This is a genomic window from Pseudomonas sp. P1_A1 (assembly GCF_056406935.1).
The window spans coordinates 445,082-468,745 of record NZ_JBFTZE010000001.1 but is presented as its reverse complement, the minus strand read 5'-3'; the positions used below and the strand labels follow the sequence as shown (position 1 = coordinate 468,745).

Annotated in this window: 27 protein-coding genes; 13 read left to right on the top strand and 14 right to left on the bottom strand. The window is 59.4% G+C overall.

All coding sequences use genetic code 11. The annotated features are described in order from the left end of the window. Positions 1-10 precede the first annotated feature (10 nt). Positions 11-832 carry an aldo/keto reductase gene (locus tag AC1D2Q_RS02215; RefSeq protein WP_477812093.1) on the bottom strand — a complete coding sequence of 274 codons (822 nt, stop codon included), beginning with the start codon at positions 830-832 and terminating at the stop codon, positions 11-13. 176 nt (positions 833-1,008) lie between these two features. Continuing rightward, entirely contained in the window at positions 1,009-2,157 is a 1,149-nt protein-coding gene (locus AC1D2Q_RS02210) for an aldose epimerase family protein (RefSeq protein ID WP_477812092.1), read from the bottom strand. A 249-nt stretch (positions 2,158-2,406) separates the two neighbouring features. Between AC1D2Q_RS02210 and AC1D2Q_RS02205 the strand changes: the two genes are divergently transcribed. Beyond that, entirely contained in the window at positions 2,407-3,156 is a 750-nt protein-coding gene (locus tag AC1D2Q_RS02205) for a hypothetical protein (RefSeq protein WP_477812091.1), read from the top strand. Between the two features lie 132 nt (positions 3,157-3,288). After that, positions 3,289-4,074 carry a sulfite exporter TauE/SafE family protein gene (locus tag AC1D2Q_RS02200; RefSeq protein ID WP_477812090.1) on the top strand — a complete coding sequence of 262 codons (786 nt, stop codon included), beginning with the start codon at positions 3,289-3,291 and terminating at the stop codon, positions 4,072-4,074. Here AC1D2Q_RS02200 and AC1D2Q_RS02195 read toward each other — a convergent pair. Then, entirely contained in the window at positions 4,056-4,451 is a 396-nt protein-coding gene (locus tag AC1D2Q_RS02195) for a VOC family protein (RefSeq protein ID WP_105344134.1), read from the bottom strand. The two genes, AC1D2Q_RS02200 and AC1D2Q_RS02195, sit on opposite strands and share 19 nt — an antisense overlap. Positions 4,452-4,615: 164 nt before the next feature. On the opposite strand from AC1D2Q_RS02195, the gene AC1D2Q_RS02190 reads away from it, so the two are divergent. After that, a complete protein-coding gene (locus tag AC1D2Q_RS02190; RefSeq protein WP_477812089.1) occupies positions 4,616-5,161 on the top strand; it encodes a DUF4174 domain-containing protein in 546 nt (181 codons plus the stop codon). A 143-nt stretch (positions 5,162-5,304) separates the two neighbouring features. On the opposite strand, the gene ampC is transcribed toward AC1D2Q_RS02190, so the two are convergent. Next, positions 5,305-6,459: a class C beta-lactamase gene (gene ampC / locus AC1D2Q_RS02185; RefSeq protein ID WP_477812088.1), complete on the bottom strand. Its 1,155-nt coding sequence runs from the start codon at positions 6,457-6,459 to the stop codon at positions 5,305-5,307. A 160-nt stretch (positions 6,460-6,619) separates the two neighbouring features. On the opposite strand from ampC, the gene AC1D2Q_RS02180 reads away from it, so the two are divergent. Continuing rightward, the gene (locus tag AC1D2Q_RS02180; RefSeq protein WP_477812087.1) at positions 6,620-7,498 is read left to right on the top strand and encodes a LysR family transcriptional regulator; all 879 of its coding nucleotides are present in this window, start codon (positions 6,620-6,622) and stop codon (positions 7,496-7,498) included. A gap of 40 nt (positions 7,499-7,538) precedes the next feature. Here AC1D2Q_RS02180 and gudD read toward each other — a convergent pair whose 3' ends face one another. Beyond that, positions 7,539-8,882: a glucarate dehydratase gene (gene gudD, locus AC1D2Q_RS02175; protein WP_019648390.1), complete on the bottom strand. Its 1,344-nt coding sequence runs from the start codon at positions 8,880-8,882 to the stop codon at positions 7,539-7,541. Positions 8,883-8,905: 23 nt separating this feature from the next. Further along, entirely contained in the window at positions 8,906-10,252 is a 1,347-nt protein-coding gene (locus AC1D2Q_RS02170; RefSeq protein WP_477812086.1) for an MFS transporter, read from the bottom strand. A 283-nt stretch (positions 10,253-10,535) separates the two neighbouring features. Between AC1D2Q_RS02170 and AC1D2Q_RS02165 the strand changes: the two genes are divergently transcribed. Next, entirely contained in the window at positions 10,536-11,252 is a 717-nt protein-coding gene (locus AC1D2Q_RS02165) for a FadR/GntR family transcriptional regulator (protein WP_477812085.1), read from the top strand. Between the two features lie 36 nt (positions 11,253-11,288). Here the strand turns inward: AC1D2Q_RS02165 and trhP are convergent, their stop codons facing one another. Next, positions 11,289-12,614, bottom strand: a complete 1,326-nt coding sequence (trhP, locus tag AC1D2Q_RS02160) for a prephenate-dependent tRNA uridine(34) hydroxylase TrhP (RefSeq protein ID WP_477812084.1) — start codon at positions 12,612-12,614, stop codon at positions 11,289-11,291. 191 nt (positions 12,615-12,805) lie between these two features. Here trhP and AC1D2Q_RS02155 point away from each other — a divergent pair, with 191 nt between their 5' ends. Then, on the top strand, positions 12,806-13,867 hold the full coding sequence (locus AC1D2Q_RS02155) for an AI-2E family transporter (RefSeq protein WP_477812083.1): 1,062 nt from the start codon (positions 12,806-12,808) through the stop codon (positions 13,865-13,867). Here the strand turns inward: AC1D2Q_RS02155 and AC1D2Q_RS02150 are convergent. The 3 genes from AC1D2Q_RS02150 to AC1D2Q_RS02140 all read right to left on the bottom strand — a co-directional run bounded on the left by AC1D2Q_RS02150 (position 13,864) and on the right by AC1D2Q_RS02140 (position 14,906). Continuing rightward, positions 13,864-14,046: a hypothetical protein gene (locus AC1D2Q_RS02150; protein ID WP_007940423.1), complete on the bottom strand. Its 183-nt coding sequence runs from the start codon at positions 14,044-14,046 to the stop codon at positions 13,864-13,866. The genes AC1D2Q_RS02155 and AC1D2Q_RS02150 overlap by 4 nt on opposite strands. Before the next feature lie 103 nt (positions 14,047-14,149). Beyond that, positions 14,150-14,344: a hypothetical protein gene (locus AC1D2Q_RS02145; protein WP_105344118.1), complete on the bottom strand. Its 195-nt coding sequence runs from the start codon at positions 14,342-14,344 to the stop codon at positions 14,150-14,152. A 193-nt stretch (positions 14,345-14,537) separates the two neighbouring features. Beyond that, on the bottom strand, positions 14,538-14,906 hold the full coding sequence (locus AC1D2Q_RS02140) for a hypothetical protein (protein ID WP_105344116.1): 369 nt from the start codon (positions 14,904-14,906) through the stop codon (positions 14,538-14,540). Positions 14,907-15,144: 238 nt separating this feature from the next. On the opposite strand from AC1D2Q_RS02140, the gene AC1D2Q_RS02135 reads away from it, so the two are divergent. After that, entirely contained in the window at positions 15,145-15,963 is an 819-nt protein-coding gene (locus tag AC1D2Q_RS02135) for a shikimate 5-dehydrogenase (RefSeq protein WP_477812082.1), read from the top strand. 75 nt (positions 15,964-16,038) lie between these two features. Here AC1D2Q_RS02135 and AC1D2Q_RS02130 read toward each other — a convergent pair whose 3' ends face one another. Then, positions 16,039-16,686: a YceH family protein gene (locus AC1D2Q_RS02130; RefSeq protein ID WP_018925410.1), complete on the bottom strand. Its 648-nt coding sequence runs from the start codon at positions 16,684-16,686 to the stop codon at positions 16,039-16,041. A gap of 127 nt (positions 16,687-16,813) precedes the next feature. On the opposite strand from AC1D2Q_RS02130, the gene AC1D2Q_RS02125 reads away from it, so the two are divergent. Continuing rightward, positions 16,814-17,323, top strand: coding sequence for a DUF1993 domain-containing protein (locus tag AC1D2Q_RS02125; protein ID WP_095633963.1), 510 nt, complete (start codon positions 16,814-16,816; stop codon positions 17,321-17,323). Positions 17,324-17,393: 70 nt separating this feature from the next. Here AC1D2Q_RS02125 and sstT read toward each other — a convergent pair whose 3' ends face one another. After that, positions 17,394-18,626 carry a serine/threonine transporter SstT gene (sstT, locus tag AC1D2Q_RS02120; protein WP_477812081.1) on the bottom strand — a complete coding sequence of 411 codons (1,233 nt, stop codon included), beginning with the start codon at positions 18,624-18,626 and terminating at the stop codon, positions 17,394-17,396. Positions 18,627-18,962: 336 nt separating this feature from the next. On the opposite strand from sstT, the gene AC1D2Q_RS02115 reads away from it, so the two are divergent. Next, the gene (locus AC1D2Q_RS02115; RefSeq protein ID WP_477812080.1) at positions 18,963-20,117 is read left to right on the top strand and encodes an MFS transporter; all 1,155 of its coding nucleotides are present in this window, start codon (positions 18,963-18,965) and stop codon (positions 20,115-20,117) included. Between the two features lie 4 nt (positions 20,118-20,121). Here the strand turns inward: AC1D2Q_RS02115 and nhaR are convergent, their stop codons facing one another. Next, on the bottom strand, positions 20,122-21,021 hold the full coding sequence (gene nhaR / locus AC1D2Q_RS02110; protein ID WP_477812079.1) for a transcriptional activator NhaR: 900 nt from the start codon (positions 21,019-21,021) through the stop codon (positions 20,122-20,124). Positions 21,022-21,177: 156 nt separating this feature from the next. Here nhaR and AC1D2Q_RS02105 point away from each other — a divergent pair, with 156 nt between their 5' ends. Together AC1D2Q_RS02105 and AC1D2Q_RS02100 are read left to right on the top strand one after the other, a co-directional pair. After that, positions 21,178-21,420: a hypothetical protein gene (locus AC1D2Q_RS02105; protein ID WP_477812078.1), complete on the top strand. Its 243-nt coding sequence runs from the start codon at positions 21,178-21,180 to the stop codon at positions 21,418-21,420. Between the two features lie 28 nt (positions 21,421-21,448). Further along, a complete protein-coding gene (locus AC1D2Q_RS02100; RefSeq protein ID WP_477812077.1) occupies positions 21,449-22,198 on the top strand; it encodes a TerC family protein in 750 nt (249 codons plus the stop codon). Positions 22,199-22,278: 80 nt separating this feature from the next. Here the strand turns inward: AC1D2Q_RS02100 and AC1D2Q_RS02095 are convergent, their stop codons facing one another. Beyond that, the gene (locus AC1D2Q_RS02095; RefSeq protein ID WP_477812076.1) at positions 22,279-22,449 is read right to left on the bottom strand and encodes a hypothetical protein; all 171 of its coding nucleotides are present in this window, start codon (positions 22,447-22,449) and stop codon (positions 22,279-22,281) included. Positions 22,450-22,620: 171 nt separating this feature from the next. Here AC1D2Q_RS02095 and AC1D2Q_RS02090 point away from each other — a divergent pair, with 171 nt between their 5' ends. Continuing rightward, complete coding sequence (locus AC1D2Q_RS02090; protein ID WP_477812198.1) at positions 22,621-23,349, top strand: cysteine peptidase family C39 domain-containing protein; 729 nt, start codon at positions 22,621-22,623, stop codon at positions 23,347-23,349. Between the two features lie 94 nt (positions 23,350-23,443). Continuing rightward, positions 23,444-23,659 (top strand): DUF6021 family protein, encoded by a 216-nt coding sequence (locus tag AC1D2Q_RS02085; RefSeq protein WP_086945071.1) that lies wholly within the window; start codon positions 23,444-23,446, stop codon positions 23,657-23,659. Positions 23,660-23,664: the final 5 nt, after the last annotated feature.

Here is a 23,664-nt window from a genome sequence, read left to right as displayed (position 1 = left end):
CCGCGATGGCTCAGACCATGGCCAGTCGCTGCTTGCGTTGTGGCGCGCGAAACGCGTGGTCCAGCGCCTCCAGATCCCCGACTTCAAGCTGCAATTGTGCCGCTTGCGCGTTGAGCCGCACATGCTCGGGGTGGACCGCTTTGGGGATGGCGATCACTCCGTTCTGACGCAGAATCCATGCCAGCGCTATCTGCGCAGGTGTCGCCTGGTGACGGGCGGCAACCTGCTTGAGCGTCGGATTGGCCAGCATATGCCCGCCCTGGCCGATCGGACAGTAGGCCATCACCGGCATCTTTTGCCGTTGGCTCCAGGGCAGCAGATCGAATTCGATGCCGCGTTCTTCCAGGTTATACAGCACCTGATTGGTGGCGCAGGCCGGTGAGGCCAGTTCATCCAGGTCGTCCAGGTCGAAGTTGGACACGCCCCAACGGCCGATCTTGCCGTCTTCACGCAGGCGTTCGAAGGCTTCGACGGTTTCCTCGAGGGGATACTCGCCGCGCCAGTGCAACAGATAAAGATCGATGTAATCGGTATTCAACCGCCGCAGGCTGCGTTCACAAGCCTGGGGGATGCCTCTGCTGCTGGCGTTGTGAGGGTAGACCTTGCTCACCAGAAAAACCTGGTCGCGCAGGCCTGTAATGGCTTCACCCACCACCTCTTCGGTGCCCCCTTCAGCGTACATCTCAGCGGTGTCGATCAGGGTCATGCCCAACTCGATACCCAGGCGCAGCGCTGCAACTTCCCTGGTGTGTCGGGAGCGTTCCTCTCCCATGTGCCAGGTGCCTTGGCCGATGACCGGCACAGGGCGGCCGGCCAGCTCAAGAGTCCGCATGAATCCTCCTTGTCGAAGCCCGATCGATACTACAGTTGGCAGCAAAATAGCAGGGTGGTTCCGTCGTCATCATGAAAGATCGCAGCCTGCGGCAGCTCCTGCGAGGGCGGGGCACACCCGCGATATCACGGGTGTACCCAGCTCCCTGGAGCGGCCGAAAGCTGCGATCTTTTGATCTACCGGACGGAAAACCTGAACACCGTGGTCTGGGCATAGGTCTTGCCCGGATCCAGCCGCGTGGACGGGAAGGCCGGCTGGTTCGGCGAGTCCGGATAATGCTGGGTTTCCAGAGTAAAGGCACCCCAATGCGGGTAAATCTTGCCGGCCTTGCCCTTGACCGAGCCGTCGAGGAAGTTGCTGGTGTAGAACTGTACGCCAGGTTCGGTGGTGTAGAGCTGCAAGCGACGGCCGGATTGCGGATCGCTGACATCGGCGGCGAGTTTGCCCAGGTCACCCTTGGCGTCCAGCACCCAGTTGAAGTCGAAACCGCCTTGTTTCGGTTCGGCGAATTTCAACTGTGGGTGATCGGTCTTGATGTGTTGACCGATGGCGGTCGGTTGAGTGAAGTCCATGGGCGTGCCGGCGACCGGGGCCAGTTCACCGGTGGGGATCAGTTTGCCGGTGACTGGCGTGTAACGGGTGGCGTGCAAGGTCGCCAACTGCTTCAGCACATCGCCGTTACCCGCACCGGCCAGGTTGAAATAGCTGTGGTTGGTCAGGTTGAGCACCGTGGGCTTATCGGTGCTGGCCTTGTAGTCGATGCGCAGCTCATTGTTCTCGGTGAGGCTGTAGGTGACCTCGGTTTTCAGGTTGCCGGGGAAACCCATTTCGCCATCCGAGGACAGGTATGTCAGCGTCACGCCCACCGAATCCTTGCCCTTGCTCGGTTCGGCTTTCCACACCCGCTTGTCGAAACCCTGAGCCCCGCCGTGCAGCGAATTGCTGCCGTCGTTGAGCGGCACTTGAAAGCGCTTGCCATCCAGCTCGAAGGCGCCGTTGGCCAGGCGATTGCCGAAGCGGCCGATGGTCGCGCCGAAAAACGCCGTGCCACTTTGATAACCCTGCACGTCGTCGAAACCGAGCACCACATCGTCGAGCTTGCCGTTTTTATCCGGCACTTTCAGCGACTGGAGAATCCCGCCGTAAGTAATGACCGTGGCCTGCAGGCCGTGGCTGTTGCGCAAAATGTATTGCTCGACGGGCGTGCCGTCATTGGTTTTGCCGAAGGCTTTTTGTTCGCTGGACAAGCCAGTGGCGTGAGCGGAGAGGGTGGCGATCATCAGGGACAGTCCGAGGCCGGAGAGCAGGTGTCGGGATTGAAGCATGGTTGACCTTCCTTTTTGTTGTTTTTAAGAAGTAGTCATACTAATGATCGTGATTTAACGCGATCAAGGAAGGATTTATAGCTTATGCATCGAGTATTGCAATTATAAAGTATGACTAATTTGAGGGCGCTTTCGCGATGATCCGCGCTTACGGACCACCGGCACTGCACTTTTTCAGCTTTCACGGTTCTATCCTTGGCCAGCCCGCGGCGATCCCCACCGCCGGCCCATGCCCAAGTTCAAGAACCCATGGCTCGAGTTTTACCCCGTTTTGCCCTGCCCATTCGCCGTCATTGCGTGCTGCTGATTAGCCTGTCGATGCTCCTCGCCAGTGGTTGCAGCCATCAGCCGGGCAACGATGTCATCAGCCAGTTTCGCGATGGCAAACCCCAGGAATTCCTCCAGACCAGCGTCGACCGCATGGCGACCCTGACGATGCGCGACAACCTCGAAAGCCTCTACCTGCTGATGAACAAGCTCTACCTGCGCAACCCGCAGGAGCTGAAAAAATCCGGCTTCCTCGATGTCGGTACCGCAGAAAAGCAAGTGCGCATGGCCATCGAACAGCAAGAGCCACTACCCACCCTCGGTGGCAAAAAAGACCTCGCTGCGCTGAGCTTTGCCATGAGTCCGGAGTTTCTCGGCGATCGGGTCGGCGCATTCATCTATGCGATTGGCAGCATGCTGGTGACGGCCCATGGCAATCGGCTGGAGTTCTACATGACGGATGCGCTCAACCCGACCTTCGTCAGCAATGCCGCGCGCAACATCGAAAAAGCCACCTGGATCTTGAGCCAGCGGCAAAACAGGCAAGGCGAGCCCTTGCTGTTCTCCAACGAAATTTCGGAGGAGGGCAGCAACCTGAGTTTTGCCGTGGAGTTCGGCAAAATCGTCGCGCGGCTGGACCTGCTGACCCAGATGCTTGACGAGCGGTACCGACGGATTGGCCTGAACTACGCCCAGAGTCTGCTGTTCCTGAATTTTTTGCCGGTGCAGTGAGATGTCGGAGGGGAAGGTCGCTGGTTCAAATCGGTGAATTGGCATAACGATAGACCGCATCGATATATGTGGTTATAAGAAAAATCGCTATGCTGCGTCCGGTTTATTTCCTGCGATTTTCTGGGCGTATTAATGGAATTCGGTAATTTCGGGTTGGTCGTTGCAGGTCTGGTGGTCGGCTTTATTGTCGGCATGACCGGGGTCGGGGGCGGTTCGTTGATGACGCCGATCCTGCTGTGGTTCGGCGTTAACCCGGCCACGGCGGTGGGCACGGACTTGCTGTACGCGGCCATTACCAAATCCAGCGGTGTGCTGGTTCATCGCAAGAACAAGAACATCGACTGGGCGATCACTGGCTGGCTGACCCTCGGCAGCGTGCCGGCGGTGGCCCTGACGCTGTGGTTCCTGAGCACTTTGCAGACCTCGCCCGAGGCGATGAACGCCATCATCAAACAGGCGCTGGGCTTCGTGCTGTTCGCCACGGCGCTGGCGATTCTCTTCAAGAAGCGCTTGCTCGACTTCGCCCACAAACGGGCGGGCGGCCAGTACAACCCCAGCGGCTCCCGGTTGAATGTACTGACCGTGATCACCGGTCTGGTCCTCGGCACCATGGTGGCTCTGACCTCCATCGGCGCTGGCGCCCTGGGCACCGTTGCGCTGTTCATCCTGTATCCGCTGCTGCCCACTCGTCGCCTGGTCGGCACCGAAATCGCCCACGCGGTGCCCCTGACCCTGGTCGCCGGCCTGGGCCACGCGAGCATGGGCAACATGGATTGGCACGTGTTGGGCTTCTTGCTGGTCGGTTCGTTGCCTGGGATTTACCTGGGCAGCCATTTGACCGGGCGCATCTCCGACGAACTGCTGCGTCCGTGCCTGGCCACGATGCTGGTGCTGATCGGCTATAAACTGGCGTTCTGATCCGATACCGCTTCCCGAGTAAAAATCTCCAGTAGATGCCCGTCCGGGTCATCGAAATACACCCGTCGGCCACCGGCGTAATCGTTGATCTCGTTGGGCCGCTGCTTACCGGGGTCGGCCCACCACGGTTGCTTGAGCGCTTGCAGGCGAGCGAAGGCCGCATCGAAGTCGTCGTCACCAATCAAGAACGCATAGTGCTGGGACGCGATGGGCGGGTCGTTGTTGTAGAAATCCAGCGACACCCCGTTATCGAACTTGACCACCAGCATCGGCCCGAACGGCTCGGGATCGGGCAGGCCGAGGAGGTCGGTCAGGTAGCGTGCCGAAACCTGTTTGTCACGGCACCAGACGATGGTGTGGTTCAGCTGAGCGCTCATGGAGAAACCCTCACGATGAATCAGCTATGAGATTAGCTCAGGCTGTTGCGCAATGACCGCCCTGACCTAAGCTTGGGCAAGGCGGAACACAATCGCGGTGCATCGCCCGGAACGATCACCGCGATGCGCAATCATTAGAGCGTGGATATCAAAAGGAGATGCGCATGCTCATCAGGTCTTTGACCCTGGCTACCCTGTTGGCTTTCGTCGGTCCTTCATTCGCCGCCGATGACGATTCCCCGCTGGTTAAAGACGTGGGCCGGGCTCGACCCCTGATTGTCATCGCGCCCAGTTCGGTGGACCCGGTTTGGCTCAACCTGAAAAAATCACTGGACGACTCTGCCAACCGCAAGGGTTTCACCGATCGAAACATGGTGCTGTACACCGTGATCAACACGGTGGGCCAACGGGACGGCAAAGACCTCGACCCGCAATCGACGATGGCGTTGATCCGCTCGCTCAAGCTGGGCGCCGGGGCGAAGAGCAAAATCATCCTGATCGGCAAGGATGGCGAAAAGAAGCTTGAGCAGTCGGATGCGGTCGAGTTGAAAGAGATATTCAATACCGTCGACCAGCTGCCGACGGCCGAGAAGGAAGCAACGGTACCGGTGCCAGCGCCGGTGGCTGAAGTCGCACCGGTCAAAGGTGCGAAAGGCGCCAAAGGCAAACCGGCGAAGCCCGCCAAGCCGGCTGAGCAGCCGGATGATTGAATTGAGCTGAGTAGTGCGGAGAAGGCTTACCCCAATGGGCGACCTCAACAGGTCGCCCATTTTGTTTGCCAGCGGAAATCTGAAACTTGGTGACCCACTGTGGTGAGGCAACCCTGTGGCGAGGGGCTGCCGGGTTACTGGGATCAATCGGCCAATGCACTCAATATTTTGTGAGCAATTTTGACTCGCTCCGGGTTCGGGTAGTTTTTGTTGGCCAGGATCACGATGCCGATGTCCTTCGCCGGGATAAAAGCGACGTAGGCGCCGAAGCCGCCGGTTGAGCCGGTTTTGTTGATCAGCACGGTGTCGCGTGGAGGTTGTGCCGGGGTCAGCCACTGGACTTCATGGGCCTCGAACGCCATCTGCGACGAGTTGCCGGCCAGTAAGGTGTCGAGCGTCACCGGGTAGTTGTAGAGCTCCCATCCCAACCCTTGAGTCATCTCGCCAACCCGGTAATAACCGGTGTGAGTGCTGGCGATGGCTTGCTGCAAAGGCTTTTCCAGCGCAGCGGGATTGATGTTCGCCTCAACATAGCGAAGCAGGTCCGCGGCGCTGGTTTTCACGCCGTACGCTTCGGAGTCCAATGCCCCCGGCTCGACCCGCACAGGTTTGTCGTCCTTGCTGTAACCCTGGGCGTAAAGCTCCATCTGATCCAGCGGCACCTTGAGGTAGCTGTGTTTCAGGCCGAGTTTCGGCAGCAAGGTTTTTTCCATCAGCTCATCGAACGGCGCCCCCATGCTCTGGGCCGCCAGAAAGCCAAACAGCCCGAGGCTGGGGTTTGAATACAGGCGCTGAGTGCCGGCGGCGTAGGTCGGTTTCCATTGCTTGAAATAGCCGAGCATCTTGTCCTGATGGTCTGCCTCGCTAGGGAATTGCAGCGGCAGCCCACCGGCGGTGTAGGTGCCGAGTTGCAGCACGCTGATGTTGTCGAACGCGCTGCCGCGCAGAGCCGGCAGCACCTGACTGGCGTTGTCCGACAAGGACAGTTTGCCGCTCGCCTGGGCATAGGCGGCGAGGGTGGCGGTGAAGGTTTTGCTCACCGAACCGATCTCGAACAGGGTGTTTTCGGTGACGGCTTTGCCGTTCTCTTTCGACGCTACGCCGTAGTTAAAGTAATGCGGCTGGCCGTTGACGGTGATCGCGACCGCGACGCCGGGGATCTGCTGTTGCTGCATCACCGGTTCGACGGCGGCCTTCACGATGGTTTCGATGTGTTCGTCAGCGAAGCTGTGGCTGGCACCGAGGAGAAGTGCGAAAGCACTGTAGGATATGAGTTTTTTCTGATTTTTTTTAGGCATGATTGAGGCGCTGTCCATGATTGTTCGTGGTGTTAACCGCTACACTCCGAGCGGTTTTTCAAGGCGGTCCGCTGTTGGGCGAGCCAAATCTAGGCAGTTTGGCGAAGACCGGCAAACGACGATATTTCGGATGAGCCATTAGAAAATTTTGGGGGTTGGCATGATTCGACCTCATTTGCCGCTGAATGCGCTACGCGCTTTCGAGGCTTCGGCGCGCCATTTGAGTTTCACCCGGGCGGCCGTGGAGTTGTGCGTCACGCAGGCGGCGGTGAGTCATCAGGTCAAAAGCCTTGAGGCTCAGCTTAACGTGACCTTGTTCAAACGCCTGCCTCGCGGCCTGATGCTGACCAGCGAAGGTGAAACGCTGTTGCCGGTGTTACGCGAAACCTTCGACCGGATCGCCGAAACCCTGGGGCGTTTCGAGGGCGGGCATTTTCGTGAGGTGCTGACGGTGGGCGCCGTGGGGACGTTCGCGGTCGGTTGGCTGTTGCCGCGATTGGCGGATTTTCAGAAGAAACATCCGTTCATAGATTTGCGCCTGTCGACCAATAACAACCGGGTGGACGTGGCCGCTGAAGGCCTGGATTACGCCATCCGCTTTGGCGCGGGGGCGTGGCACGGGATTGAAGCGGTGCGGTTGATCGAGGCGCCTCTGTCGGTGCTCTGTGTGCCGGAGATCGCCCGGCAATTGCAGGCGCCAGAGGATCTGTTGCAACAAACACTGTTGCGCTCCTATCGCACGGATGAGTGGCCGGAGTGGTTTCAGGCGACCGGTCTTTCGGCCCATGCCGTGCTGCCCCGGAGCATCGTCTTCGATTCCTCGCTGGCGATGATGGAGGCTGCGTTGCAAGGTGCAGGTGTGGCATTGGCGCCGCCGCTGATGTTTGCCCGGCAACTGGCGGCGGGCGCAATCGAGCAACCGTTCGCCATCGGGATCACCACCGGCAGCTACTGGCTGACCCGCTTGCAGTCGCGCCCCGAAACGTCGGCGATGACGGCGTTCCGGGGCTGGCTGCTGCAAGCAGCCCAGATGAAATAGTGTGAACGCCGCTCCTTGTGGGAGCGGCGGTTCCGGAGGTTTAGCGCACCAGGCACGGCCGCTTGTTATCGAACTTCCATCCCGGAATCAGAAACTGCATCGCCACGCTGTCATCCCGCGCGCCCAGCCCCATGCCTTTGTACAGCTCATGGGCCTTGGCCAGTTGATCCATGTCCAGCTCAACCCCCAGGCCAGGTTTTTTCGGTACTTGCACGCAGCCGTCGACGATTTGCAGGGGGGCCTTGGTCAGGCGCTGGCCGTCCTGCCAGATCCAGTGGGTGTCGATGGCCGTGATCTCGCCCGGCGCGGCAGCCGCGACGTGGGTGAACATGGCCAGGGAAATATCGAAGTGGTTGTTGGAATGCGAGCCCCAGGTCAGGCCCCATTCGTGGCACATCTGCGCCACCCGCACCGAGCCCTGCATTGTCCAGAAGTGCGGGTCGGCCAGGGGAATGTCCACCGACTGCAACTGGATCGCGTGGCCCATTTCCCGCCAGTCGGTGGCGATCATGTTGGTCGCGGTTTTCAGGCCCGTGGCCCGACGAAACTCAGCCATGACTTCACGGCCCGAGTAACCGTTTTCCGCCCCGCAGGGGTCTTCGGCATAAGCCAGAACGTGATGCTGATCCCGGCACAGGCGGATCGCTTCTTTCAGCGACCAGGCGCCATTCGGGTCGAGGGTAATGCGCGCGTCGGGAAAGCGTTCGGCGAGGGCGGTGACCGCTTCGATTTCCTCGTCGCCGCTCAACACGCCGCCCTTGAGTTTGAAGTCCTTGAAGCCATAACGGGCGTGGGCGGCGACCGCCAGGCGCACCACGGCGTCGGCGCTCATGGCTTTTTCGTGGCGCACGCGGAACCAGTCATTGTCGGCGTCCGGTTCATCGCGATAGGCCAGATCGGTTTCGTTGCGATCACCGACGTAAAACAGGTAGCCGAGCATCTTCACTTCATCACGCTGCTGGCCTTCGCCGAGCAAAGCGGCGACCGGCACGTCCAGGTGCTGGCCAAGCAAGTCCAGCAGGGCCGCTTCCAGGCCAGTGACGGCATGAATGGTGATGCGCAGGTCGAAGGTCTGCAGGCCACGCCCGCCGGCATCGCGATCGGCGAAAGTCTGGCGCACCTGATTGAGGATCTTCTGGTAGGTGCCGATGGGGCTGCCGACCACCAGAGAGCGTGCATCTTCCAGGGTTTGGCGAATGCGCTCGCCACCGGGTACTTCGCCGACGCCGGTGTGACCGGCGTTGTCCTTGAGGATTACGATGTTGCGGGTGAAAAACGGGCCGTGGGCGCCGCTCAGATTGAGCAGCATGCCATCGTGGCCGGCCACCGGCACTACTTGCATGCTGGTGATGATCGGGGCTTTTGCGGCTTCTTGTGGGTTCATGCTCTTGTCCTATAAACCAATGTTCAGGCGTGATTTGGCGCGGGTTTGCCCAGTGCAACGGCCGGTGCGGGTTTCGGTTTATTGCGCGCGGCGAAGACGATGATCGCGGCGATGATCGAAGTGGCGGCCAGACCGTACAGTCCACCCTGAATCGAACCGGTGTGCTCTTCCAGCAAGCCGAAGGTGGTCGGCGCCACGAAGCCGCCGAGGTTGCCCACCGAGTTGATCAGCGCAATCACGCCAGCGGCGATCCGCGCATCCAGGTAGGCCTGGGGAATCGGCCAGAACAGCGACGAGGCGGACTTGAAGCCCAATGCGGCGAAGCAAATGGCGACGAAGGCGAAGATCGGCCCGCCGGTGGTGGACATGAACATCCCCGCCGCAGCGATCAGCAGAGCCGCGGCGACCCAGGCTTGCTGGTGTTTCCACTTGACCGACAGCGAAGCGAAGGCGTACATGCCGACGATCGACAGCAACCACGGAATCGAGTTGAACAAGCCGACCTGAATGTCACTCAAGTCGCCCATTTTCTTGATGATGCTCGGCAGCCAGAAGGTCGCGGCATAGATGGTCAATTGAATGAAGAAGTAGATCAGGCAGAACAGGATGATCTGGCGGTCCTTGAGCAGTGTGCCCAGCGACGGTTTGATCGGCGTCGCGGCTTCGCGGGCCAGTTGTTCGTCATCGATGGCTTTGACCAGCGCGTCCTGTTCAGCCAGGGTCAGCCATTTGGCGTCGTGGGGTTTGGAGTCCAGCCAGCACCAGACGAACACGCACAACCCGACCGAGAACATGCCCTCGATGAAGTACATCCACTGCCAGCCGTGCATGCCCAAACCGTTGATTTGCAGCAGTAGCCCCGACAGCGGGCCGGAGATCAGCGAAGCAATCGCCGAACCGCTGAGGAAGATCGCAATCGCCTTGCCACGCTCCACGCCAGGCAACCAGCGGGTGAAGTAATAAATTACCCCGGGAAAGAACCCGGCTTCAGCCACGCCGAGCAGAAAACGCAGGATGTAGAAGTGGGTTTCGTTCTGGATGAACGCCATGCAGGCGGCCACCACGCCCCAGGTCAGCATGATGCGGGTCAGCCAGATTCGTGCGCCGACTTTTTGCAGGAGGATGTTGGAGGGTACTTCGAACAGCGCGTAACCGATGAAGAACAGGCCGGCCCCGAGGCCGTAGGCGGCAGCGCCAATCCCCAAGTCATGTTCCATGTGGGCGCGGACGAAGCCGATGTTCACACGGTCGATGTAGTTGACGATGAACATGATCACGAACAGCGGCAGGACGTGGCGTTTTACTTTCGAGATGGCGGACTTCAGGACCGAATCGGCGCCATCGTTCATCCCGGGTATGGATGTATTCACTTGTTTTTCTCCCACTCGTTATTTTTATGCGGGGTGTGGCTGGGTGTAGCGTTGTTGATAGACATCATACAACTGGTTTTTTTGATTCGACAAGCGCTGCGGTCCAATAAAATGGCTATTTGTTAGCTGGTTTCTATGCTTTTTTTAGTCGAGCGTGGGGTTGTGATGGTGTTCGAGTGGTCAATTTTTTGAGTGTTGTCATACAAGTTTGAGGCTGTTTTCTGGGGATTCCAATCGATTCCGGTGCTACGATCCGGATAGCCCTGCTTTATGGATGATCACCATGCAAGAAGACATCGACGCACCCGCCCGCAAGCGTGCCCACAACCTGGCCCATGACCTGGTGGCCAAGCTGACCCAGAGCATTCTGCTCGGCCAGATGCTGCCGGGGGACAAGCTGCCGTCGGAGAACTCGATTGTTCAGGAGTATGGGATAAGCCGTACGGTGGTGCGCGAGGCGATTTCGAAATTGCAGGCTTCAGGTCTGGTGGAAACCCGTCACGGCATCGGCACCTTTGTCATCGAGCGTGCGCCGGAGCAGGGGTTGCGGCTGAATGTCGATACCGCGCTGGGCGTGCGCAGCATTCTGGAGTTGCGCATGGGCCTGGAAACCCAGGCCGCCGCGCTGGCCGCGGTGCGTCGTACCGATCAGCAATTGGCGCAGATGCGTGAAGCGCTGGATGACTATCAAAGTTTGCTGGCCAACAACGACAGCTGCGTCGAGGCCGACAAACGTTTCCACCTGCTGATCGCCGAAGCCACCGGCAATGTATGCTTCACAGAGATCATGCAGCACTTGGGCAATGCGATGATTCCCCGCACCCGCGTCAATGCCGCCGAGCGCGGGTCAGCGGACTTGAGCAAGCTGGGGCAACTGGCCAACCTTGAACACGAGGCGATTCTCAACGCCATCAAGCGCCAGGATCCGGATGCTGCGCGGGCGGCGATGTGGTTGCACCTGACCAACAGCCGCGACCGCTTTTCGGCGGGCGGCAGCTGATTCGTCAGTGACCTGTGGGGGCGGGCTCGATGATTTTCAGCTCACACCAACATCGCGCATCAGCAATCCATAACGCAAATCCACCGCGTCCGGTATTGGCAAATACACTGTGTGCCCGTCCCCGGGCGCCACTTCAATCGCCTCGCCTTTGACGTTCCGCAGTTGATGCAGGTCGAAGTGGAAATTGCCCTTGGGCGTCATCAGTTCCATGTGATCGCCCAGGCCAAAACGATTTTTCACCCGCACCTCGGCCAGCCGGTCACGGCGTTCGCCGGTCAACTCCCCAACGAACTGTTGGCGCTCTGAAACCGAGCTGCCGTTCTGGTAGTTCTGGTATTCGTCATGCACGTGCCGGCGCAGAAAACCTTCGGTGTAGCCGCGCTGCGCCAGGGACTCCAGATCAGTCATCAAGCTGCGATCGAACACCCGGCCAGCCACCGCATCATCGATCGCGCGGCGGTAAACCTGGGTGGTGCGCGCGCAATAGAAATGCGATTTGGTCCGGCCTTCGATTTTCAGTGAGTGCACGCCCATCTGCGTCAGGCGCTCGACGTGCTGGACGGCGCGCAGGTCCTTGGCGTTCATGATGTAGGTGCCGTGCTCATCCTCGAAGGCCGGCATCAGTTCGCCTGGGCGATTGGCCTCTTGCAACAGGAACACCTGATCGGTCGGCGTGCCGAGGCCCAGGGTCGGTTCGGGAGAGTAGTGCTGGACGATGTCACCGAGCAGATTTTCGCTGGCCGGTGTCGCCGAGTATTTCCAGCGACAGGCGTTGGTGCAGCTGCCCTGATTGGCGTCACGCTTGTTCATGTAGCCCGACAACAGGCAGCGCCCGGAATAGGCCATGCACAACGCGCCGTGCACAAACACTTCCAGCTCCATCGCCGGGACGTGCTGGCGGATTTCGGCGATTTCTTCCAGCGACAGTTCGCGGGACAGGATGATCCGGCTCAAGCCCTGTTGCTGCCAGAACTCGACGCTGGCCCAGTTCACCGTGTTGGCCTGCACCGACAGGTGGATCGGCATCTGCGGGAAGTGTCGGCGCACCAGCATGATCAGGCCGGGGTCGGACATGATCAACGCGTCCGGCGCCATGCCGATCACCGGTTCCAGGTCCTTGAGGAACGTTTTCAGCTTGGCGTTGTGCGGGGCGATGTTCACCACCACATAAAAGCGCTTGCCTTGAGCCTGGGCCTCGCTGATGCCGAGCGCGAGGTTGGCGTGATCGAATTCGTTGTTGCGCACGCGCAGGCTGTAGCGCGGCTGGCCGGCGTACACCGCATCGGCGCCGTAGGCGAAGGCATAACGCATGTTTTTCAAGGTGCCGGCAGGGGCGAGCAGTTCCGGGGGTATGAGTGTCATGGCGCAGGTCATGGCAGTGTCGATCGCAAAAGCCGGCAAGGGTAAGCGGCTTGCCCGCGGGGTTTATTGATCTGGATCTATGCTTGACCAACAAACAGATGGCACTCGCGCCAACCGTGGCGGACTAAACACAAGAGACGCGAATTAGCACCCTTGCGCACTGACATGGATAGGACATGAACGGATCGGACATGAACGAAACGACACTACAAAACAAGTCGCTGATGGTCTTGCTGGCGCTGGTGACCGTCGCGTTTCTCTGGATTTTGCTGCCGTTCTACGGCGCGGTGTTCTGGGCGGCCATCCTCGGCATTCTGTTTGCGCCCTTGCAACGTCGGTTGCAGCTGAAGTTCGGCTGGCAACGCAACCTGACGGCGCTGTGCACGCTAAGTATCTGTCTGGTGATCGCGATCCTGCCGGTGACCATCGTCGGTGCCTTTCTGGTTCAAGAAGGCGCGTCGATATACAAAAGCATCGAAAGCGGCGAATTGGACGTCGCCGGTCATGTGGTGCAGTTCAAACACAGCCTGCCACCGTACTTCCAGCACTTGCTCGATCGTTTCGGCATGGGCGAGTTGAGTGGTCTACGGGAGAAAATCATCAAGAGTGCGATGCAGGGCGGCCAGTTTTTTGCTACTCAGGCTTACAGTTTTGGCCAGGGCACTTTCGAATTCGTGGTGAGCTTTTTCATCATGCTCTATCTGTTGTTCTTCTTTCTGCGCGACGGGGCCGAACTGGCGCGCAAAATACGCGCCGCCATACCGCTGGAGGACAACCAGAAACGCCGTTTGCAACTCAAGTTCAATCATGTGGTGCGGGCGACGATAAAAGGCAACTTGCTAGTAGCGATCACGCAAGGCGCATTAGGCGGTTTGATTTTCTGGTTTCTGGATATCCCGAGCGTATTGCTTTGGGCGGTGCTGATGGCGTGTCTGTCACTGTTGCCAGCGGTGGGGGCGGGGATTGTCTGGGCGCCGGTGGCCGCGTATTTTCTGCTCAGCGGTGCGATCTGGCAGGGCACGGTACTCGCCTTGTTCGGGGTGTTCGTGATCGGGTTGGTGGACAATGTCCTGCGACCGATCCTGGTGGGTAAGGATACGAAGATGCCGGACTATCTGATTCTCATCTCAACCCTCGGCGGCCTGGCGATTTTCGGGCTCAATGGCTTTGTCATCGGGCCTTTGATCGCCGCGTTGTTCATGTCTAGCTGGGCAATCTTCATCGAAACCAAACCGCATGTTCAGCTGCCTTAAGCGCTGAGCTGGCCTGAACCGATACGTTGCGATAGAGCCTGGGCGTCGGGAAGTGAGGTGAGCGGACCGCTGATCGGTTCGCCGTCCTGCACCAGATACCAACAGGCGAGCAATCCCAGCGCTCTGAGCGGTGCGGGAACGGCGCTGCCGATAACGGACATAATCTGAACCTGAGCCATAAGTACCTCCATCAATCTATGGGGTTACCTTACGGATCGGACGCTTGGACGGACAATCAACGCTTTCGATAGTCGTCATTGATGCCAGTGAGTGTTGCAGCGGTCATTCCACTACTTGATCGAGCATATGCATGACTTCCTGCTCATTGAGCAGGCCTTTGCGCACCAGGTTTTGCGCCAGCAGCGAGAGAAACTTGGCGCTGCGATGGCCTTCCAGGTGTTTGAGCTCGGTCAGTGCGTTGTACACCTTGCTGGAAGTGCACAAGCCGACAATACGGTGCGGGTTTTGTGTGGGCATGAGGTCGTCCTTGTTTTTATCAACCTGTTGTTTACGGACAGATCCAAGCTTGCGGGCCTGTCATGACATAAATATGACTGACTTTATCGGTCGGTACTGTCCCGACAGCGACCTTGGCGAGATTTATTCAGACTTCGCCCGCCCAGCGGCCACAAAAAAGGCCCCGCTGTTGAGGCGGGGCCTGATGAGTCAGTTACCAGCGGTCGCCACGGTAATAACCATGGGGAGGGCCGTAATAGCCGCGCGGTGGGCCATAGTAGCCGCGTGGTGGACCGTAATAAATCGGTGCCGGGCGGTAGTACATCGGTTGTTGCACATAGACCGGCGCCGGCTGGTAGTAGACAGGCGGTGGCTGTACATATACCGGTTGAGGTTGAACGTAAACCGGCTGTTCTACATACACCGGCCGGTCGCGACCAATGATTGCCGAGCCGATGATTGCCGAGCCGACGATCGCACCAAACACAGCCGGACCTTCCCAGCCACGACCACCTGCTTCTGCCTGCCCTGCGATAGCGAGAGCACCGATCAGCAAGGCTACTGTGGGGATTTTACGGATCATGATAAGTCCTCGGTTCTTCGACCCGGCGCTTGCGTCTGCAATAGACACAAGTTGTCGCGGGGATACTTCTAAGACAGCGATTTTTTGAAAATCAGCACAGCCGTTGGGTAAATTTTGTGTAAGGTCTGTACCGGTTTCTTTACGGTGCTGTCTGGTACAGACATACCCTTATGATCGACCACAATCGGGTGGAATTGTTAATTCCGTCCATCTGAAAGTGCTACTGAAGGAGATTCGGATGCAGATGAACCCCAACAAAGACACCCAGTTGTGCATGTCACTCTCGGGGCGCCCCGGTAATTTCGGCCTGCGGTTTCACAATCATCTGTACGAACAACTGGGGCTGAATTTTTACTATAAGGCCTTCAGCAGCCAGGACCTGACGGGCGCTGTCAGCGGCATCCGGGCATTGGGCATTCGGGGGTGCGGCGTATCGATGCCGTTCAAGGAAGCCTGTATCGCGCTGGTCGATGAGCTGGATGCATCGGCTGAGGCTATCCAATCGATCAATACTATCGTCAACACCAACGGCCACCTCAAGGCCTACAACACCGACTACATTGCCATCGCCCAGTTGCTTGAATCCCATCAGGTGCCCAAGGAGTCGACCTTTGCGTTGCGCGGCAGCGGCGGCATGGCCAAGGCCGTGGCCAGCGCCTTGCGCGATGGCGGCTACAACAACGGGCTGATCGTGGCCCGCAACGAGCGCGCCGGGCGTGCCCTGGCCGAATCGCTGGGCTACCAATGGCAGGCGGAACTGGGCGCTCAACGCCCGCAGATGCTGATCAACGTCACGCCGATCGGCATGACCGGCGGCCCGGAAGCCGATCAACTGGCGTTCGCCCCTGACGCCATCGCTGCCGCCGAAACGGTCTTCGATGTGGTGGCGATCCCCTCGGAAACACCGCTGATCGTGCGTGCTCGTGCCGAAGGCAAACGGGTGATCACCGGGCTGGAAGTGATTGCCATCCAGGCGCTGGAACAGTTCGTGTTGTACACCGGCGTGCGACCGACCGATGAGCAGTTTCAGAAAGCCGTGGCGTTTGCCCGGAGCTGAATTCCGATTATCGGTTGGACCTGTGGTGAGGGAGCAAGCTCCCTCGCCACGGGGAACTCGGTACATCGGGAAGGGTTATTCGAGGCGCGCCAGGCGTTCTTCCAGCGCCGCAATCCGCGCTTCAAGCTCTTCGATTCGCTCAACCGACACACCGCCACCGGTGCCACGTTCCACCGGGTTCTGACGGGCCGCGAGGATCGCTTCGATATCCGCCGGATCGCCCAGCGCATGCATGTAACGGTCTTCGCGTTGGCCGGCCTGGCGCGGGATCAACAGCGCCAGGCCTCGGGCGATCAAGCGCTCCAGTTGATGCACCACTTGTTCGGCATCTTCGAAGTCATGCATGCGGCCGCTGCGGGTCAGCAGTTCGTTGACCGTCTGCGGACCGCGCAGGAACAACAGCCCCGTCAGAATCACCTGGGCCGGCACCAGTTCCAGCGCCTTGTCGACCCGATGTTCCCAGCGGTCGGCACGGCTGCCCATCACCAGCCGGGTGAAGCCGCGACCTTCAAGGGCGCGCAGGCTCTGGCCAACCTGGCCCTGGCTGAGGTTCATCACCGGTTCGCGGCTGGTTTTCTGGTTGCAGGCAATCACCAGGGCATTGAGGGTCAGCGGATAGGTTTCCGGGCTGGTGGCCTGTTTTTCGATCAACGAGCCCAGAATGCGGATTTCCGTGCTGTTGAGCCGCGGTTCGTCGAAGGTCGTCTCTTGTTCAGTGCTCATCGCGCTTTTCCCTAGGCAGTCGAGCCGCCTAGCCTAATCCTTGCTGGATAAAAGACAAGTCGCAGGGCGCGCCGGCATGGCTATAATCGCTCCACGTTTTTTACTCCTGTCACCACACGAGACTGCCATGACTATTTCCCTGTACGCCGCTTCCGTTCCGGTTTTCCAGCAAATGCTCAACGCTTTGAGCAACAACCTGAGCAAGGCCGAAGCCCACGCCACTGCAAAAAACATCGACCCGAACGCGTTCCTGCAGGCCCGTCTGTACCCGGACATGTTCCCGCTGGTGCGTCAGGTGCAGATCGCCGTTGATTTCGCCAAAGGCGTTTCGGCGCGTCTGGCTGAAGTCGAACTGCCGAAATACGACGACACCGAAACCACCTTCGCTGAACTGCAAGCGTTGATCGCCAAGGTCCTGGCCTTCATCGGCGAGATCAAACCCGAGCAGATCAACGGCAAGGAAGGCATCGAAATCGTGACCCGTCCTGGCACCCCTAAAGAGAAGCGCTTCACTGGCCAGGCTTACCTGCTGAGCTACGGTCTGCCGCAGTTCTTCTTCCACGTCACCACCGCCTACGCGCTGCTGCGTCACAACGGTGTGGAAGTGGGCAAGCGCGATTACATGGGCGCGTTCTAAACCACCCAGGTACAAAAAAGCCCGCCAAGGTGTAAGCCTTGGCGGGCTTTTTCGTTTTTGTCGGTGCGTTTTACGCCAAACGCTGCACCTTCAACTCTTCACCCTGGCAAGCCGCCGCGGTGAACAGCACGTCGGTGGAGGAGTTCAGCGCGGTTTCCGCCGAGTCCTGCAACACACCGATGATGAAGCCGACCGCCACCACCTGCATGGCGATTTCGCTCGGGATGCCGAACAGGCTGCACGCCAGTGGAATCAGCAGCAACGAACCGCCCGCCACGCCCGAGGCGCCACAGGCACAAATTGCCGCGACGACGCTGAGCAGAATGGCCGTCGGAATATCCACGGCGATGCCCAAGGTGTGCACGGCGGCCAGGGTCAGCACAGTGATGGTGATCGCCGCGCCGGCCATGTTGATCGTCGCGCCGAGGGGGATCGACACCGAATAGGTGTCTTCGTGCAGGCCCAGACGTTTGCTCAACTCCAGGTTGACCGGAATGTTCGCCGCCGAGCTGCGGGTGAAGAAGGCGGTGATACCGCTCTCGCGCAGGCAGGTGAGTACCAGCGGATACGGGTTGCGGCGCAGTTTCCAGAACACGATGACCGGGTTCATCACCAACGCGACGAACAGCATGCAGCCCAGCAGCACCGCCAGCAGGTGCATATAGCCGATCAATGCGCCGAAACCGGAAGTGGCCAGAGTCGAAGCCACCAGGCCGAAGATCCCCAGTGGCGCAAAGCGAATCACCAGGCGCACGATCACGGTCACGCCATTGGACAGGTCGCCAAGCACTTCGCGCGTCGTCTCGCCGGCATGGCGAATCGCAATGCCCATGCCGATCGCCCACGCCAGAATGCCGATGAAGTTGGCGTTCATCAGTGCGCTGACCGGGTTATCCACCACGCTCAGTGCCAGGCTTTGCAGTACCTCGCTGATGCCGCCCGGGGCAGTAACCGCGACGTCCTGGGTCGACAGCACCAGGCTCGACGGAAACAACGTACTGGCGATCACCGCCACCACGGCCGCGGCGAAGGTGCCCAGCAGGTACAGAAACAGAATGGGCCGGATGTGGGTTTCCTGGCCGTGCTTATGGTTGGCAATCGAGGCCATGACCAGCACGAACACCAGGATCGGCGCGACAGCCTTGAGCGCCGACACGAATACTTTGCCAATGAAGGCGGTGGACTTCGCCACCTCAGGCGCGAACAGGGCCAGGGCAATCCCGGCGATCAGGCCGATGATGATTTGCGTGACCAGGCTGCTGCGTTTCAGGCGTTGCAAAAGAGAAGGGGATGAAGCGGTCATAACGGTATCTCTGATTTTATTAGGGTGCAGGGTTCCTTGGCTCATGCAGCAAAAAGCCGGGCAGGCCACATGGAGGGAACCGAAGAAGGTCGCCACATCAATGCCAGTCAATGGCCGATGAGCAAGGTGTAAGTACCGCAGGGTCGCGAACTTTATCACAGCGTAGCCGTGATCCTTCAGACCTGTGACGATCTGCCACCCGATTGTTCAACGCGATTTGCAGGTTCGTGCAACCTCGTTTGGAAACACTCTGTTAAGCTTCGCCATCCTCATTTTCTAGTTCTGCCAGTGGGCCTTCGGGCTATCGCTGGTGTCGTCGTTTTCCTGGAGTTCTACATGCTGTTGCCCATTCTTCTGTTGTCCGCCGCCGGTTTCACGGTGCTGACCACGGAATTCATCATCGTCGGCCTGTTGCCGGCAATCGCCCGTGACCTGGACGTCAGCATCCCTCAAGCGGGTTTGCTGGTGACCCTGTTCGCGTTCACCGTGGCCGCGTTCGGGCCGTTCCTGACGGCGTACTTCGCAAGGTTTGAGCGGCGCAAACTGTTCATCAGCGTGCTGATCATGTTCGGCCTGGCCAACACACTGGCGGTGCTGGCGCCAAACATCTGGGTGATGGCCATTGCCCGGTTGATTCCGGCGCTGGGGTTGCCGGTGTTCTGGGCGTTGGCCAGTGAAACCGCGGTGGACATCGTCGGCCCGGACTACGCCGGACGTGCGATTGCCAAGATCGGTTTCGGCATCGTCTGCGCCACCGTATTCGGCATTCCGGTCGGCACGTTGATTTCCGATGCGTTCGGCTGGCGCAGTGCTTTCGGCATTCTGGCGGTGATCGCGTTTGCCAAGGCGCTGCTGTTGTTTATCTACCTGCCGAAAACCAGTCTGCACCAGCATCAGGTGAGCTTCCGTTCACAGTTCAAGATTCTGCGCAGCCCACTGATGCTGGGGCACGTACTGCTGTCGATTCTGGTGTTCAGCGGCATGTTCACTGCCTACACCTATCTGGCCGACATTCTTGAGCGCCTCGCCGGTTTCAACGGCACCGTGGTCGGCTGGTGCCTGATGGGCTTCGGTGCGGTCGGGCTGATCGGCAACTCGCTGGGCGGCCGCGCGGTGGATCGTCACCCGCTGATTGCTTCTGTAACGTTTTGCGCGTTCATGATTGCCGGCATGGTGACGCTGGTGCCGAACATTCATTCGCCGCTGGGGCTGGCGGCGGCGATGGGGATTTGGGGCGTGACCCAGGCGGCGTTGTTCCTGGTCAGTCATGTGCGTTTGATGAAGGCTGCGCCTGAAGCGCCGGCCTTTGCTGCGTCGCTGAACATTGCCGGGGCCAACCTTGGGATCGGCCTGGGCGCGATGGTCGGCGGCCGGGTGATCGACAGTGTGGGCCTGGGCGGACTGGGTTTCGCCGCCGCCGGTTTTATCCTGATTTCGATTCTCCTGGCCATGGCGCTGATGACTTTCAAGCCCCGAGAAATCTGCGCCTGAGGCTTCACGTTTCGGTGAACAGCTCGCGTCGGGCACCTTCGGTAATGGCGACAATGCCGGGGTGCTTGACCTTGCGTTCCACCGAGATGGCGTAGAACGACTCGCGCACCGTGTCGGTCTGGCCGATCAACTCCACGCCGCATTGGCGTTTCACCTCGTCGGCGATCACGCTCGGGCCGATGAAAATCCCGCTGCCGGATTGGCCGAAGGCCTGCATCAAAGCGCTGTCGTCGAACTCGCCGACGATTCGCGGCTGAATCTGCTGTTCGGCAAACCAGCGTTGCAAGCGACTGCGCACCACGGTTTCCGGCCCGGGAATCAACAACGGGGCGCCGTGCAGGCTGCGGGGGAAATCCTGGCCGTATCGTGCCGTCAGTTCAGCGGTGGCGAAGAAGCTGATACCGCATTCACCGAGCTTCTGGCTGTAGCCCTTGATGTCCAGATGCGAGGGCATCGGGCTGTCGGAAATCACCAGGTCGAGGCGTTGAATCGCCAGGTCGGCGAGCAATCGTTCCAGTTTGTCTTCGCGGCAGGTGATGCGTAGCGGCTCGCTCAACTCCATGGTCGGCGCGATCAGGCGATAGACGATGGATTTGGGCACCACATCGGCGACGCCCACCCGAAACAGAATCTGTTGCTCATTGGGCTGCGCCCGCAGCATCAGCTCCAGCTCGCCCCCGAGTTGAAACATCTGCTCGGCGTAGGGCAGGGTCTGACGCCCGGCTTCGGTGAGTTCCAGCTGCCGACCGACCCGGCGAAACAATTCGATGCCATAGGTTTGTTCGAGCAGGGAAATCTGCCCGCTGATGGTCTGTGGCGTCAGGTTCAACTGCTCGCAGGCGCGCACGATGCTGCCAGTCTTGGCCACCACCCAGAAATAATGCAGCTGTCGATAATTCAGCATTCATGTTCCCCGTAGCGTGTGTTTTGCTATGGATTCGTAAAAACCGAAGTATAACCGCTGAAAATACGAATTTTCCTGAAGTGTTTGCCTCTTTAGACTGCCTCGCTATCGACGGATCGCCTTTCGGGTTCTGTCTGTTCTATCGAGGAAAGCATCATGAAGCTTAAAACCACCGCGCTGCTGATCACCTCTTTACTGGTGTTGGCTGGTTGCGACCAGGCCGAGAAAAGTGCTCAGCAATTGATGGGCAAGGCTGCCGAAAGCGCCAAACAGGCGATTGACGATACCCACAAAGCTGCCGAACAAGCGTTGAGCGAGGCCACGAGTGGCCTGATCAGCAAGAAAGACCAACCGGCCAAAGAGACGGGCAAAACCGACTCTTCGTCCCAGGAAATCTAAACCGTCTGCAACGAGTCAGGACTGACCCATGGAATACCTTTTAGAACTTGCTGCAAGCCCCACCGCCTGGGTCGCCCTGGCCACGTTGGTGGTGATGGAAATCGTGCTCGGCATCGATAACCTGATCTTCATCTCGATCCTTACCAATAAGCTTCCCGAACAGCATCGCCAGAAGGCGCGGCGCGTTGGTATCGGCATGGCGTTGATCCTGCGCCTGGCGCTGTTGAGCACCATCGCGTTCATCGTCCAGTTGACTGAACCGGTGATCGACATTCTCGGCCACGCGTTCTCCTGGAAAGACATGATCCTGATCGCCGGCGGCCTGTTCCTGTTGTGGAAGGCGACCACCGAGATTCATCACAGCATGGACCCGTCGCCGGAAGATCCGACGTCGGCCACCTCGACCGTGACCCTGGGCTTTGCCGCCGCAATCGGTCAGATCCTGATGCTGGACATGGTGTTCTCCATCGACAGCATCATTACCGCTGTCGGCATGACCGAGCATTTGCCGATCATGATCATCGCGGTGGTGGTGTCGGTTCTGGTGATGTTGCTGGCTGCTGACCCGCTGGCCAAGTTCATCAACGACAACCCGACGGTGGTGATGCTGGCGCTGGGCTTCCTGATCATGATCGGCATGACGCTGATCGCCGAAGGTTTCGGCGCCCACGTACCGAAAGGCTATGTCTACGCGGCCATGGCGTTCTCGGCGACGATCGAAGGCTTGAACATGCTGTCGCGGCGGGCCAAACAGCGGCGCGTCGCCGCAGAAGCTTAATCGCCGATAAACGAAACGGCCGCCTGCACTCGCGAGAGTCCAGGCGGCCGTTTTTTGTTTGTACGACTGAAAGGCGCCAGTCAGTGCGCGGTGATGGGGTGTGTAGCCGGTTTATCGGTTTTGGCCACGGCCGCCGGTTGAACTGGGTGGTGATGGTGCCGACGGGTAATGCGCAAAACGCCCCACAACATGGCGGCGGCCACTGCCAGCCAGCCGGAAATCAACATCACAATGGTCATTGTCAGGCTCATCAGTGCCTCCTCTTTGCCCTGCAGCGGGCGCGCGCTCTTCCTTGGTAAAGGACAGTCTAGCCGTTGCTGTGTTTCAGGCTATTGACCAAAGGTCGCCTGTCATCAACCCGTTCGCTCTATCGGAGGCAAACAACTGCCGGTTAAGGCTATACCGCTGTCGCGCGGCATCCTATTATCGACGGCCAAGCCGGCTGCGTGATCGCCTGGCGTCTGAACAAGAGAGTGATGATGGTGCGGGTATTTTCTCGAATTCGATCTTTGGCACTGATCATTGGCTGCGTTGCCGGCCTGGCTGGTTGCGCGGGGAGCGTAGCGCCTGAGATCAAGCGTCTGCCGGAGCGTGTCGAACTCAGCGGTACGTTCTACCGCGGGCAAAGTTATCAAAGCGGGCCTCAAGTGCTGGCCAGCCTGTTGTCCCAACAGGACATCGTGATAACTCCGGGGCTGCTCGAAAAGCCCCTGAATTTACCGGGTGCCGAAGACCGGTTGCAGCAGAACATGCAAAACCTCGCCCGCGAATACGGAATGGTGGTCTATCCCCTCGACAGCCAATTACCGGCACTGCTGACCCAGGTCGCGGCCGGTTATCCGGTGATGGTACGCATTACTGAAGGCTCGGCATTCTGGGCCGGGCCGCGATACGCCATTCTTGCCGGTTACAACCGTCAGAAGCAGACCGTGTTGCTGCGCACCGGGATGGATCGTCGGTTGCTGATGGGGTTCAGCGCCTTTGAGTCGGCGCTCGAGAATGCAGGCGGTTGGGCCGTTTTGATCCAGAAGCCGGACCAGATTCCGGCCAACGTCGATCAGCAGCGCTGGCTGAAAGCGGCGAACGATCTTGCCCAGTCAGGTCAGGAGCAAGCGGCAGCCAGGGCGAAGAAGGCGCTGAGCGCGCAGTAGTTTCCGTTTGTCATCCGCCGGGCACTACTCGGCGTTGTTCGCCTCTGATGTAAAGGGCCCGGGTTTCTCGCCGGGCCGTGACCAGGAGGCGTCCATGGCTCAATCCAATACCCCCGTCGGCCCACACTCGTCCGAGCATTCGTCCGATAATGAGTTGGGGTTCGACCCCGACTCTCCAGACGTTGCCGATCCTCAGGTCGACCCCATCGGACCTGCCAGGGCACCCAAAGATATAAAACCGGGTGAAGAGGGCAAGAAGACACCGGCAAAGCCTTACGACCCGCTCGGTAATCTGAAACCCAAGTCTTAGTCAGA

What these genes read in the sequence shown, in the direction of transcription:
- AC1D2Q_RS02215 (WP_477812093.1), bottom strand. Translation starts at nt 832, where the DNA reads ATGCGGACTCTTGAGCTGGCCGGCCGCCCTGTGCCGGTCATCGGCCAA.
- AC1D2Q_RS02210 (WP_477812092.1), bottom strand. Translation starts at nt 2,157, where the DNA reads ATGCTTCAATCCCGACACCTGCTCTCCGGCCTCGGACTGTCCCTGATG.
- AC1D2Q_RS02205 (WP_477812091.1), top strand. Translation starts at nt 2,407, where the DNA reads ATGGCTCGAGTTTTACCCCGTTTTGCCCTGCCCATTCGCCGTCATTGC.
- AC1D2Q_RS02200 (WP_477812090.1), top strand. Translation starts at nt 3,289, where the DNA reads ATGGAATTCGGTAATTTCGGGTTGGTCGTTGCAGGTCTGGTGGTCGGC.
- AC1D2Q_RS02195 (WP_105344134.1), bottom strand. Translation starts at nt 4,451, where the DNA reads ATGAGCGCTCAGCTGAACCACACCATCGTCTGGTGCCGTGACAAACAG.
- AC1D2Q_RS02190 (WP_477812089.1), top strand. Translation starts at nt 4,616, where the DNA reads ATGCTCATCAGGTCTTTGACCCTGGCTACCCTGTTGGCTTTCGTCGGT.
- ampC (WP_477812088.1), bottom strand. Translation starts at nt 6,459, where the DNA reads ATGCCTAAAAAAAATCAGAAAAAACTCATATCCTACAGTGCTTTCGCA.
- AC1D2Q_RS02180 (WP_477812087.1), top strand. Translation starts at nt 6,620, where the DNA reads ATGATTCGACCTCATTTGCCGCTGAATGCGCTACGCGCTTTCGAGGCT.
- gudD (WP_019648390.1), bottom strand. Translation starts at nt 8,882, where the DNA reads ATGAACCCACAAGAAGCCGCAAAAGCCCCGATCATCACCAGCATGCAA.
- AC1D2Q_RS02165 (WP_477812085.1), top strand. Translation starts at nt 10,536, where the DNA reads ATGCAAGAAGACATCGACGCACCCGCCCGCAAGCGTGCCCACAACCTG.
- trhP (WP_477812084.1), bottom strand. Translation starts at nt 12,614, where the DNA reads ATGACACTCATACCCCCGGAACTGCTCGCCCCTGCCGGCACCTTGAAA.
- AC1D2Q_RS02155 (WP_477812083.1), top strand. Translation starts at nt 12,806, where the DNA reads ATGAACGAAACGACACTACAAAACAAGTCGCTGATGGTCTTGCTGGCG.
- AC1D2Q_RS02150 (WP_007940423.1), bottom strand. Translation starts at nt 14,046, where the DNA reads ATGGCTCAGGTTCAGATTATGTCCGTTATCGGCAGCGCCGTTCCCGCA.
- AC1D2Q_RS02145 (WP_105344118.1), bottom strand. Translation starts at nt 14,344, where the DNA reads ATGCCCACACAAAACCCGCACCGTATTGTCGGCTTGTGCACTTCCAGC.
- AC1D2Q_RS02140 (WP_105344116.1), bottom strand. Translation starts at nt 14,906, where the DNA reads ATGATCCGTAAAATCCCCACAGTAGCCTTGCTGATCGGTGCTCTCGCT.
- AC1D2Q_RS02135 (WP_477812082.1), top strand. Translation starts at nt 15,145, where the DNA reads ATGCAGATGAACCCCAACAAAGACACCCAGTTGTGCATGTCACTCTCG.
- AC1D2Q_RS02130 (WP_018925410.1), bottom strand. Translation starts at nt 16,686, where the DNA reads ATGAGCACTGAACAAGAGACGACCTTCGACGAACCGCGGCTCAACAGC.
- AC1D2Q_RS02125 (WP_095633963.1), top strand. Translation starts at nt 16,814, where the DNA reads ATGACTATTTCCCTGTACGCCGCTTCCGTTCCGGTTTTCCAGCAAATG.
- sstT (WP_477812081.1), bottom strand. Translation starts at nt 18,626, where the DNA reads ATGACCGCTTCATCCCCTTCTCTTTTGCAACGCCTGAAACGCAGCAGC.
- AC1D2Q_RS02115 (WP_477812080.1), top strand. Translation starts at nt 18,963, where the DNA reads ATGCTGTTGCCCATTCTTCTGTTGTCCGCCGCCGGTTTCACGGTGCTG.
- nhaR (WP_477812079.1), bottom strand. Translation starts at nt 21,021, where the DNA reads ATGCTGAATTATCGACAGCTGCATTATTTCTGGGTGGTGGCCAAGACT.
- AC1D2Q_RS02105 (WP_477812078.1), top strand. Translation starts at nt 21,178, where the DNA reads ATGAAGCTTAAAACCACCGCGCTGCTGATCACCTCTTTACTGGTGTTG.
- AC1D2Q_RS02100 (WP_477812077.1), top strand. Translation starts at nt 21,449, where the DNA reads ATGGAATACCTTTTAGAACTTGCTGCAAGCCCCACCGCCTGGGTCGCC.
- AC1D2Q_RS02095 (WP_477812076.1), bottom strand. Translation starts at nt 22,449, where the DNA reads ATGAGCCTGACAATGACCATTGTGATGTTGATTTCCGGCTGGCTGGCA.
- AC1D2Q_RS02085 (WP_086945071.1), top strand. Translation starts at nt 23,444, where the DNA reads ATGGCTCAATCCAATACCCCCGTCGGCCCACACTCGTCCGAGCATTCG.